Raw genomic sequence first — 11275 nt, 5'->3', positions numbered from 1 at the left:
ATCCTTACAGCGAACTAACCGGAACACGAAAAGTGGTTTGCCAAACGGCCCGAGTGGGCGCGTCACAAGGTCGGCTGCTCAATGCTGTCGTGCAGTTCGTGAGAATTAATTCTGTTTTTAGGCCTTTTTGTCAGCATGCCGAATGCGAGTTTCCGAGAAAAAGGCCCGAAGTTGCTAATTTAGGTCGACTCGGACCTTGCTAGATATTGCACTATGCTGACAACCAGCTAAACTCTATAGACTTAAGTCACTCCGCTTCGCAAGGCGGTGCGATCGCGATGCGACTTAAGACGCCAATGATCTTGGCCATCCCGTCACGGCCAGGATTAGGCTAGAATACTTGTCATTGGCGGGATTCGATTTGCACTTTTCAACTTTCTAGGATTCCCAGCAGATGTCGACCATCGCCCAATCATCGAAACTATCGTTGCAGGGGATCGTGCCCCCGTTGGTCACACCTCTAACAGCACGCGATACGTTGGATCATGAGGGTTTAGAGCGGTTATTGAGCCATGTGATTGAAGGCGGCGTCTCGGCTGTGTTCATTCTGGGGACAACCGGCGAAGCACCGAGTTTAAGTTACCGCTTGCGTCGCGAGATGATCGCCGAGACGGTTCGAATCGTCGAGAGACGCATTCCGGTGTTGGTGGGGATTGCGGATACCGCGTTTGTCGAAACGGTCAACCTTGCCCAGTACGCCGCTGACTGCGGAGCGGACGCGACGGTATTAACCACTCCCTATTATTTTCCCGCCGGGCAAACCGAGTTGACTTCGTACGTGCAAAACATTGCACCGCAGATCCCACTGCCGATCATGCTGTACAACATGCCTGGTTTGACGAAGGTTTGGTACGAGATCGAAACGCTGCGAACGCTTTCCAGCATTCCGTCGATCATCGGAGTCAAGGACAGCAGCGGTGACTTGGATTATTTTGGCCAAGTTTGCCAATTAAAACTCGATCGTCCGGATTGGACGGTGCTGTTAGGCCCCGAAGCTCTGTTGCAAGAAGCTCATCGTTTGGGTGGTGATGGCGGGGTCAACGGCGGGGCGAACGTGATGCCTGAACTGTTTGTGCAGTGCTATAACGCGCTGCGTGATGGCGACGAAGCGACAGCGACCGAGCGGCGTGAATTGATCTTGGAATTCCAAAAGATCTACGAGGTTGGCAAATACGCATCGCGTCACATCAAAGCCACCAAGTCCGCGTTATCATTGATTGGAATTTGCAGCGATCTGCCTGCGGATCCATTCCACCCGTTCCTTGCCCCTCAGCGTGAGCGTGTTGCCGAGGTATTGCGAGGAGTAGGGGCTCTGTGATTGCTGCTGTTTTCTTTACCGGTGTCGACTGGTTCGTATTGTCAGGATACTTCGTTGCCATCATGGCATTGGGGTTGTTTTTCTGGCGACGCAACAACACTGCGGATCAATTCACGGCCGGCGGACGTACGTTGCCGGGATGGTTGTGTGGTCTATCGATCTTTGCCACGTATCTAAGCAGCATCAGCTACCTAGCGTTACCGGGTAAAGCGTTTGTCGATAATTGGAACGCCTTTGCCTTCTCGCTGGCGCTACCTTTCGCGGCGGCGATCGCGGTACGTTTTTTTCTGCCGCTGTATCGCCAGTCGGGCGAGGTGTCGGCCTATTCGTTGCTGGAAAACCGCTTTGGTTTATGGGCGCGACTGTACGCCAGCTGCTTTTACTTGCTGTTTCAGATTGCTCGCATCGGAGTGGTAATGTACTTGATGGCACTGCCGATGGCCGTGCTGTTTGGTTGGGACATCCGCATTGTGATCATCGTGACGGGAATCATCGTTACGATTTACTCGTTTGTCGGCGGCATTGTCGCGGTGATCTGGGCCGACGCGATTCAAGCGGTCGTCTTGTTAGCCGGAGCACTTCTGGCGCTTGGCATCTTGTTGTTTGACATGCCAGGCGGTCCGAGCGAAGTGATCGAGGTCGCCAATCGCAACGAGAAATTCTCGCTCGGCAGCACCTCGCTATTCGCGGTGTCGCAACCGACGCTGTGGGTCGTGTTGGCATATGGATTGTTCGACAACCTGCGTAATTTTGGCGTCGACCAAAGTTACGTCCAGCGATACATCGCCGCCAGCACCGACCGTGAAGCGGCCAAAAGCGTTTGGTTCGGAGCGTTATTGTACGTGCCCGTCAGTGCGTTGTTTTTGTTTATCGGATCATCGCTTTTTGCCTACTACGAAAGCCATCCCGAACAAACGCAAGAAGTCCGTGTCATCGTCGCGGAACAAAAGATGATGCAGGCTGGGATTGCCACGGATGCACCGGAGTACGCTTCCCGATTGAACGAGACGATTGACGGATTGTCAGAAAAGGACCTTGGCGACCGTGTATTTCCACATTTCATTGCTTCGAATTTGCCAATGGGAGCTCGTGGGCTGTTGATCGCGGCGGTGTTTGCCGCAGCAATGAGCACCGTTTCCACGTCGCTGAACTCATCGGCCACGTTGGTCATGAGCGATTTCTACAAGCGACTGCTGCGTCCTGAATCGTCCGATACCGAACACGTCCGCGTGCTTCGCGCATCGACGATCGCATGGGGCGCGATGGGAACGGTGATGGCATTGGCACTGGTCCGACTGACCGAAAGTGCACTGGATATTTGGTGGATTTTATCGGCAGTCCTCGGGGCGGCCATCATTGGCCTATTTTTGCTCGGCATCATTGTTCCCAAGATCCGAGGCGGTGCGGCGGTACTGGTGCTGATCAGCGGGATGCTATTGATCGCATGGATGGCTGCGTCGCAAACCGATTACTGGCCAACGCAGCTTGATCGCATCGCTAGTCCGTTTCATCCATTGTTGGTGATCGTGATTGGCCCCTCCGCAATCATCCTGCTCGGATCGCTGGTTGCAATATTCAGCAGCGAAAAGACAACCGATTCCGTGCAGGAATAGCGTCCCCACGGCAACCGAGCACAACCGGCCTCCCTCCCCCCCTTTCTTTCTCACGAACAATAGAGATTCAAGCTCGATGTGCAAAGTTAGGATGCAATTTCTTTTCGCCCTTCTCCTTGTGACTGCCGGGACACTTTCGCCGCTGCGGGCCAGCGAGCAACCCAATATCGTGTTCATTTTAGTGGACGATTTGGGTTGGTCGGACTTGGGATGCTATGGACACGCTTGGCATGAAACCCCCAACATCAACCGTTTGGCGAGCGAAGGCATGCGTTTTACCAGTGCCTATTCGCCGGCGCCGATTTGCTCGGCCGCACGTGCCAGTATCCTGACGGGCAAAGCAGTCCCGCGACTCGGTTTTGAATTTGTCACCAAAGAAGCCCCCGGCCGCCAGCGAATCGAAGGGGATGTCCCGCTGATAACGCCTCCACTCACATTGAACCTGCCGCTGGCGGAAACAACGATTGCCGAGCGGATGGCGATGCAGGATTACCAAACGGCGTTTTTCGGCAAATGGCATGTCAGCCAGCATCATCGACGTTATTTGGGTTGGCATCCCGAGTATGGTCCGCCGAAGCAAGGTTTCGAAGTCGCCGAGGAAGATTTTGGCGACCACCCCTATGCCTGGACCAAAGCGAATCGCAAACGGGAATCCGACGCTGGCGTGATCCCCGAAGATTCGATGGTGCAACGCGTTTGCGACTACATTCGTCGCCCTCATGACCGACCGTACTTTTTGATGGCGTCGTCGTTTTATGTTCATACACCGGTGAAAAACCGCTGTCGTTGGTTGGTGGAAAAGTATGATGCCAAGCTTCCTGAAACAATCCCACAGCGATCCAAGCGACTACAGTATGCCGCGTTCGTCGAAACGTTGGATCATCATGTGGGCGAAATCCTAGCGGCGATCGACAAATCGGAACAACGAGAAAATACGTTGGTCGTCTTTTTGTCGGACAACGGAGGTCACCCCGAATATTGCGGTAATGCTCCGCTACGAGGATCCAAGTGGAACCTGTACGAAGGGGGGATTCGCGTACCGATGATCGCTCGCTGGCCCGGCAAAATCACCGCGGGTGCCAGCAGCGACACCGCCGTGATTGGCTACGACCTGTTGCCGACGTTTGTCGATATTGCAAGCGCTACCGCAATCTCTTCGGTCCAAAACGATGTTGATGGCATCAGCATCACACCACTACTGAGCAATCCTCGATTACAATTTGACCGCAGCCTGATTTGGCACTTCCCTTATTACCATCCTGAAACTGGATTCAAAGATGCGCAACAGTCGATCGGAGTGAACGATTTTGCCGTCAGCCAAACACGTCCGCAATCGGCGTTTCGCCACGGACGCTACAAGATCATCCACTTTGCCGAAGACGATCGTATCGAGTTGTACGATCTTCAAACCGATCTTGCGGAACAGCACGATTTGAGTGCATCGCTTCCCGAGATTGCAGCGCAGATGCGTACTCGACTCGACACTCATTTAACCACGATGAACGCCCGCCGAGCCCTACCGAAAGAGAAGAAATGAAGTTATCGAACTTGACTATTTATTGCTGGATGTGCGTCTTGACGCTCAGCTCATTTGCCGTGGCGGACGAACCGCAGTGGAAACTGCAACCGCTGGAATACAACACCCCAGGCTTGCAAGTCGACTTGGGCGTGGGGCTGTGGGCGTTTCCATTGCCGATGGATTACGACAACGACGGTGACATGGACCTGTTGGTCAGTTGTCCTGACAAACCATCCAACGGCACCTACTTTTTCGAGAATCCGTCCCAAGATCCAAATGAAAAGATGCCGGTTTTCAAGGCGGGAGTTCGGATTGCCCACGGCAGCCATTTCATGCAGATGAGCGTGGTTGATGGTGAACCGATCGTGATGTTGCCGGCAAAAGAGTTTCGCCGTGACGCGAAGACAGGCAAGTTCAATTTTTCAAAACCGACCAAGATCAACGCCCACTCCAACCCGAACCATCACACCAAGGGCAATACTCGCGCGAACATGTGGCGGTACGTCGATTACGACGGTGACGGGGATCAAGACATCGTCGTCGGCAGCGGCGATTGGACCGATTACAGTTGGGATCACGCCTATGACAACCACGGGCATTGGCGAAACGGGCCACTGCACGGTTATGTTTATTTGATCGAGAACGAAGGCAGCGACGACGAGCCTAAATATTCCTCGCAACCTGAGCGTTTGCAAGCTGGTGGCGGCGAGATCGATGTCTACGGCTGGCCGAGCCCGAACTTTGCCGACTTTGATAACGATGGTGATCTGGACTTGTTGTGCGGTGAATTTCTGGACGGTTTCACCTATTTTCAGAATATCGGTACTCGTACCGAACCTGTGTACGCGGCGGGCCGAAAATTGAACGATGATATCGGCAATCCGCTGGTAATGCATCTACAAATGATTACACCAACGGCCGTCGACTGGGACGCCGATGGCGACCTCGACTTGATCGTGGGAGACGAGGATGGACGCGTTGCCTTGGTGGAAAACACTGGCGAACTTCGTGACCACCAGCCTGTTTTCAAAGCTCCGCAATACTTCCAACAACAAGCCGATACACTCAAGTTCGGTGCACTGGCAACTCCATTTGCATATGACTGGGACAACGATGGTGACGAAGACATCATCTGTGGCAATACCGCTGGATCGATTGGCTACTTCGAGAACCTTGGCGATGCGAAAAATGGGCTACCGAAATGGGCAGCCCCGAAACTGTTGGAGGTCAAACACGACGATGGTTCTCAGCAACCGTTTCGTGTGATGGCCGGCCCGAGTGGTTCGATCCAAGGCCCAGCCGAAGCTAAGTGGGGTTACACCACGTTGTCGGTTGCCGATTGGGACGGCGATGGCGATGGTGACATCGTTTACAATTCGATCCTGTCGCAATTGGGCATGTTGACCAACGAATCCGGCACGCTTGTTGAAAAGAATTTCGATACCGGACAACGTGAAGCGCCCCCGAAATGGTATTGGTGGCAAACCTTGTCCAGCGCCGCATTGACTCAGTGGCGAACCACACCGATGGCGATCGATTTCGATGGCGACAAGAAACTCGACTTGGTGATGCTGGACCAAGAAGGTTATCTAACGCTTCGCCGCGACGGCGGAGCAGCCGAGCGAATTTTCATTGACGAAGCCGGACAACCGCTACAGCTGAATTCGGGAACTTGCGGTCGATCGGGGCGAGTCAAGTTGGCGGTAGTCGATTGGGATGGCGATTCACGACTCGACGTGCTGGTCAACTCTGAAAACGCAACGTGGTATCGCAATTGTGCCGATGTCGATGGCAAAGTGATGCTGAAAAAGGTCGGCAACTTGGCCAAACGAAATGTCGCCGGACACACGTCGAGCCCCACCGTGTGTGACTTTAACAACGACGGCAAACCGGACTTGTTGGTCGGCAGCGAGAACGGTCGGATCTACCACATTGCTCATGATGATTGTGTGACATTCACTTCCGACGAAATGATGCCAAGCGAACCGAAACCTGCTGCCGAGCCTGCATTCCCAGGCCTGGTCTCGAGCGAGTTCATTTTCAAGGACGCTCCGTTCAAAGCGTGTCATGCGTCGACCATTTGCCAAACCTCTCGCGGATTGGTCGCATCATGGTTTGGTGGAAGCAGGGAAGGGAACAAAGACGTGGTGATTTGGACCAGCTTCCATGACGGACTCAAGTGGTCACGACCTTTGAACGTGGCCGACGGCGTTCAACATGATGGCATGCGTCACCCGTGCTGGAACCCGGTACTGTATCAACCGCCCGGCGATGGCCCCTTGTTACTGTTTTTCAAAGTCGGACCGCGGCCGCACAGTTGGTGGGGCGAGATGATGGTCAGCTACGATCGCGGACGCACGTTTACCGACCGCGTACGATTGCCCGAAGGCATTGATGGTCCGGTTCGCTGCAAACCGATTTTGCTCAGCGATGGCAAAACGCTGCTCTGCGGTTCGTCCACCGAAAACGAAGGATGGCGAGTCCATTTCGAAAAAATCACGTTGGCCGATGGCGAGCTTAGTGGTACCTGGAAACGCATCGGACCGATCAACGACGGCAAAGAATTTAGTGCGATTCAGCCGACAATTTTGACCTATCCTGATGGTCGACTGCAAGCACTTTGCCGCACCCAAGAAAGTGTGATTGCGTTGACCGAGTCCACCGATGGCGGTGAGACATGGTCGAAATTGGTCGCGACCAACATGCCCAATCCGAATTCGGGAATCGATGTCGTGACGCTCACCGACGGCCGTCAATTGATGATCTACAACCATCTTGGGTCGTCCGACAATGGCTGGGGCAAGCGAAGTTTGTTGAACCTCGCCGTTTCCGAGGACGGAATAAATTGGACAGAAGTCGGAGTGCTTGAGAAGGAAAAATCAGGTGAGTTCAGCTACCCGGCAATCATCCAAACCGATGACGGGATGGTCCACATCACCTATACCTGGAAACGGGAATTGATCAAGCACGTGGTGGTCGATCCGGCCGAATTGACACCGACGCAGTCGAAATAGAGGAATTGTGATGAACTCCGCTGCCTTGGATAGACCGGTCGCCCTCGGGTTAGACTTTGGAACCGAATCGGTACGTGCGATTCTGATCGACGCTGCGGGCAACCAACTCGGCTTGGCATCACGTGATTACGCTCATGGCCAAATCACTCAGTCGTTGCCGAATTGCGATGTCCCGTTACCACCGCGGTATGCACTACAAGCCCCAGGCGACTGGATCGATTCAGCCGCCGAAGCAACACGTGCTGCGATCCGCGACGCGGAATTGGATGCCGAAACGATCGTCGGCATCGGAGTCGATTTCACCAGTTGCACGATGCTGCCGACCACACTCGATGGCACACCCTTGTGTGAACTGGAGAAGTTTCGTGCGACTCCGTTGGCTTGGCCGAAGCTTTGGAAACACCATGGTGCACTTGAGCAGACCGAGCGAATGAATGCGGTTGCCCGAGAGCGTGACGAACCGTTTTTGCAGCGTTATGGCGGCACGATCGGGTTGGAATGGTTCTTTCCCAAAATGCTCGAAACGATCGAAAATGCTCCCGAAGTCGCCTCGGCGGCCGAAGTTTGGCTGGAAGCCGGAGACTGGTTCGTGTGGCAATTGGTAGGTGGGCCCGCCGCTTCGCTGACTCGATCGACCTGCCAAGCTGGCTACAAGGCAATGTGGTCCGCGACGGACGGTTATCCATCGAGCGACTACTTTGCTGCCGTCCATCCGCAGTTAGCCACGGCGGCAAAAGAATGCCTACCGGGGGTGATGCGTTCGCCTGGCGAGCCCGCCGGGGGGTTGACCGCAACGATGGCGGAGCGATTCGGACTTTGCCAAGGCATTCCGGTTTCCACCGCGATTATTGACGCCCACTCGGCTGTACCAGGTGTCGGCGCCGCTGACGCCGGGGTGCTGGTGATGGTGATGGGGACCAGCAGTTGTCACATGCTGAACGCCACCACCGCAGCCGATATCCCTGGGATCGCGGGGGTGGTCGATGGCGGCATTTTGCCAGGCATGTTTGGGTACGAAACAGGTCAAGCTGCGGTCGGCGATGCGTTCGCGTGGTTACGGCGATTGCTTGGACTTGATTCCTTTGACTCGCTGGCCGAAGCGGCACTGCGATTGCCGCCGGGCGCCGAAGGCGTGATGTGTATGGACTGGATGAATGGTTGCCGCACGCCGTTGATGGACGGCAGCTTGCGTGGTGCGTTCACCGGTTTGGGACTCGCCCACGGTCCGGAACATTTGTATCTGGCGCTAATGGAAGGCTCAGCCTTTGGGCTCCGCTGGATCGTCGAATTGCTTCGTGACGGCGGTGCACCGATCGATCGATTGGTTGCCACCGGAGGATTACCGCACCACAACCGCACGTTCGTCGAGGTGTATGCCGATGTCCTGGGGATGGAAATTGAAATTCATCCATCAACGCAAGGCCCGGCAGTCGGCGCGGCGGTGTTGGGAATGATTGCAGCAGGATCGGAAGCAAGCGGTTTTTCGAGTGTCAGCAAAGCGGCCACCGCGATGGCGGGTGTCCCCGACGGGAAACAAGACATCGTCCGTCCGCGAAGCGAACGGACCGCAGCCTACGATCGGCTGTACAACGAGTACCGAAACCTCGCCACGATATTGGCAGGGCATTAGTGCCAACGCCATCGTCCTTCAATCACGCTGTGGCCCCGGAATCGAATTCGCAAGTTTTTTTCGCTTTCCCTTCTTACTCATAATCTTACTCTTAATCCTAATCTTCAGCGAATTACGCCGGAGACAGTCGGTGGCGTGGAGGAGATTAAGATCGAGAGTACGATCAAGTTGAAGACGGCAAGTTTGACTTGCGAGGAACGAAACTCTTGACGAGTTTCGCTACAGGAAATCGGATTTGAACGCAGTACTAGGCTTCGCCGTTTTCGTTTTCGTCGATTTCCAGCAACGAGACTTTTAGACCGTTGCGGATGTGGGCAGCGGCGGCTTCGCGGGCAGCTTCGGCGTCATGTTTCTTGATCGCTCGATAGATCTTTTGGTGATCTTTGCACGTGCGTTTCATCGCAACGACATCATGACGGTGTCGGCGGATAGCAAATACCCGTGTTAAGACCTGGGATTGTGACGCCGTATGAACGAGTGCCTGATTGCCGGTGGCCTCGATGATCAGCATGTGAAATTGATAGTCGGCCTTGTCAAATTGACCTTTAATCCGCTTGCCCGCATACTGGGCCGAGGCTTTTTCTTGCTTCGCGGTCAATTCTTCCATCCGCTTTAATTCGGCTTGAATCTTAGCCATTTGCTCTGGAGTGGCTCGTTCGGCAGCCCGAGCCGCCGTGTAGGGCTCGATCACCTCACGCACTTCGTAGATGTCGATTAGGGCGGAACGATCAAGCGATCGGACGATGGCCCCCATGTTGGGAACCAGATCGACGAGGCCTTCGTTGGCAAGTTGCCCAGCGGCTTCCCGCACCGGCGTCGCACTGACTCCGATTTCTTTGCCGATCGGACCATACAACAGACGAGCGCCCGGTTCAAATTCACCCGAGATCAACTTGTTTCGTAGATGCTGATACGCACGGCTGGCGTTTGTTTCGGTGCTCATATTGGGAACCCAATTTACTGACAGAAAAGAATAGGTCGTTTCGACGACTTTTATTCTAACGTTTACGAATCGTTTAGCAGAGCCGAGGTAGGGCGAAAATTACAAAGGTCTTTTAGGCATCGCCCCAGCGAAAAGGGGTTCGCTGGGATTCGATAGAGTTGCATTGCGGCTCCGCCAGCCGATTTGGCAGAAACACAGACATGCGTTCACTGGTTCGCGAGTCGATTGGCTGCAAATAGAGGACAGTGCAAGCGAGTGGAACAGCTATCCGTCTGGCGATCCGCTGGGAAAGGGTCTGTCACCATACGCCTTTCCCCCCACAAATTCGCTACACTGTTTTGCTTCAATGACGGTGTTGGACTCCCCCAGCGTCGGCAGTTTGATCTCGCTCTCTATACCCTTCCTCTGTCGATTTGCTTTTCTTGGAACCTGCCCGAATGCTGCATTTTCGCGTTCTTTGTACCGCTGCTGGAATTGCGGTAGCGTTGGTCATTTATGGTTTATGCGTGACGATGTTTGGGCTTTCGCATCCCGCCGCGGTCACGGCGGCCGTCACCTCGCTGTGTGGCGTTTGGTGGTGTACCGAAGCGGTTCCCATTCCGGTCACATCGCTGGTGCCGTTTGTCGTTTTCCCGTTTGCCGGAGTGTTAGACCATCGACAGCTTGCCGAAGCGTATGGTGACAAGTTTGTGCTGTTGTTTATGGCCGGATTTATGATCTCGCGAGCCGCCGAACATTCGCAAACGCATTTGCGAGTTTCGCATGGCTTGATGAAATTGTTGGGTACAAGTTCCCAGCGACGAATCGTGCTAGGGTTTTTAGCCGCCTCGGCATTTTCAAGCATGTGGATATCGAATACCGCAACGGCGCTGATCATGTTGCCCGTGGCGATTGCGGTACTGCATGAACAAAAGGACTCGCGACTGCATGTGCCATTGTTGTTGGCGGTCGCATATGGATCGAGTATCGGCGGGATTGCGACGATCATCGGCACGCCTCCCAACGGCGTGTTTGTCTCGATTTACGAGCAACAGAGCGAGCGAACCGTCGATTTTTTTTCGTGGCTGAAGATCGGGGTGCCTGTTGCCGCGATCATGATCGTGGTGGCCGGAGTGTTGTTAACGCGAGGCTTGTCACGAAGTTGTTCGATGCAGCTTCAGGATTTAGGCGTTTGGACGACTGCTCAGCGGCGTGTGTTGGGCGTGCTGTCGTTGACGGCGTTTCTGTGGATCACTCGC

7 protein-coding genes are annotated in these 11275 nt (G+C 54.5%); 6 read left to right on the top strand and 1 reads right to left on the bottom strand.

Annotation, left to right across the window (positions count from 1 at the left end; all coding sequences use genetic code 11):
- The first annotated feature begins 394 nt into the window (after positions 1-394).
- The 5 genes from RMSM_RS08570 to RMSM_RS08550 all read left to right on the top strand — a co-directional run bounded on the left by RMSM_RS08570 (position 395) and on the right by RMSM_RS08550 (position 9094).
- Positions 395-1318: a dihydrodipicolinate synthase family protein gene (locus RMSM_RS08570; protein ID WP_008694229.1), complete on the top strand. Its 924-nt coding sequence runs from the start codon at positions 395-397 to the stop codon at positions 1316-1318.
- Positions 1315-2931 (top strand): sodium:solute symporter family protein, encoded by a 1617-nt coding sequence (locus RMSM_RS08565; protein ID WP_008694228.1) that lies wholly within the window; start codon positions 1315-1317, stop codon positions 2929-2931. The genes RMSM_RS08570 and RMSM_RS08565 overlap by 4 nt, the downstream gene beginning before the upstream one ends.
- A gap of 118 nt (positions 2932-3049) precedes the next feature.
- Entirely contained in the window at positions 3050-4468 is a 1419-nt protein-coding gene (locus RMSM_RS08560) for a sulfatase (protein WP_008694227.1), read from the top strand.
- Positions 4465-7464: an exo-alpha-sialidase gene (locus RMSM_RS08555; protein ID WP_081614077.1), complete on the top strand. Its 3000-nt coding sequence runs from the start codon at positions 4465-4467 to the stop codon at positions 7462-7464. The genes RMSM_RS08560 and RMSM_RS08555 overlap by 4 nt, the downstream gene beginning before the upstream one ends.
- A 10-nt stretch (positions 7465-7474) precedes the next feature.
- Positions 7475-9094 carry a ribulokinase gene (locus tag RMSM_RS08550; protein ID WP_040764859.1) on the top strand — a complete coding sequence of 540 codons (1620 nt, stop codon included), beginning with the start codon at positions 7475-7477 and terminating at the stop codon, positions 9092-9094.
- A 247-nt stretch (positions 9095-9341) separates the two neighbouring features.
- Here the strand turns inward: RMSM_RS08550 and RMSM_RS08545 are convergent, their stop codons facing one another.
- Positions 9342-10037, bottom strand: a complete 696-nt coding sequence (locus RMSM_RS08545; protein WP_008694224.1) for a GntR family transcriptional regulator — start codon at positions 10035-10037, stop codon at positions 9342-9344.
- Between the two features lie 437 nt (positions 10038-10474).
- Between RMSM_RS08545 and RMSM_RS08540 the strand changes: the two genes are divergently transcribed.
- The coding region (locus tag RMSM_RS08540; protein ID WP_040764861.1) for an SLC13 family permease at positions 10475-11275 on the top strand (801 nt) is incomplete at its 3' end.

It is taken from the genome of Rhodopirellula maiorica SM1, from assembly GCF_000346295.1.
Classification (GTDB): Bacteria; Planctomycetota; Planctomycetia; order Pirellulales; family Pirellulaceae; genus Novipirellula; species Novipirellula maiorica.
Note: the sequence above shows the minus strand (reverse complement) of the source record. Positions and strands in the feature narration are given on the sequence as shown.

What these genes read in the sequence shown, in the direction of transcription:
- RMSM_RS08570 (WP_008694229.1), top strand. Translation starts at nt 395, where the DNA reads ATGTCGACCATCGCCCAATCATCGAAACTATCGTTGCAGGGGATCGTG.
- RMSM_RS08550 (WP_040764859.1), top strand. Translation starts at nt 7,475, where the DNA reads ATGAACTCCGCTGCCTTGGATAGACCGGTCGCCCTCGGGTTAGACTTT.
- RMSM_RS08545 (WP_008694224.1), bottom strand. Translation starts at nt 10,037, where the DNA reads ATGAGCACCGAAACAAACGCCAGCCGTGCGTATCAGCATCTACGAAAC.
- RMSM_RS08555 (WP_081614077.1), top strand. Translation starts at nt 4,465, where the DNA reads ATGAAGTTATCGAACTTGACTATTTATTGCTGGATGTGCGTCTTGACG.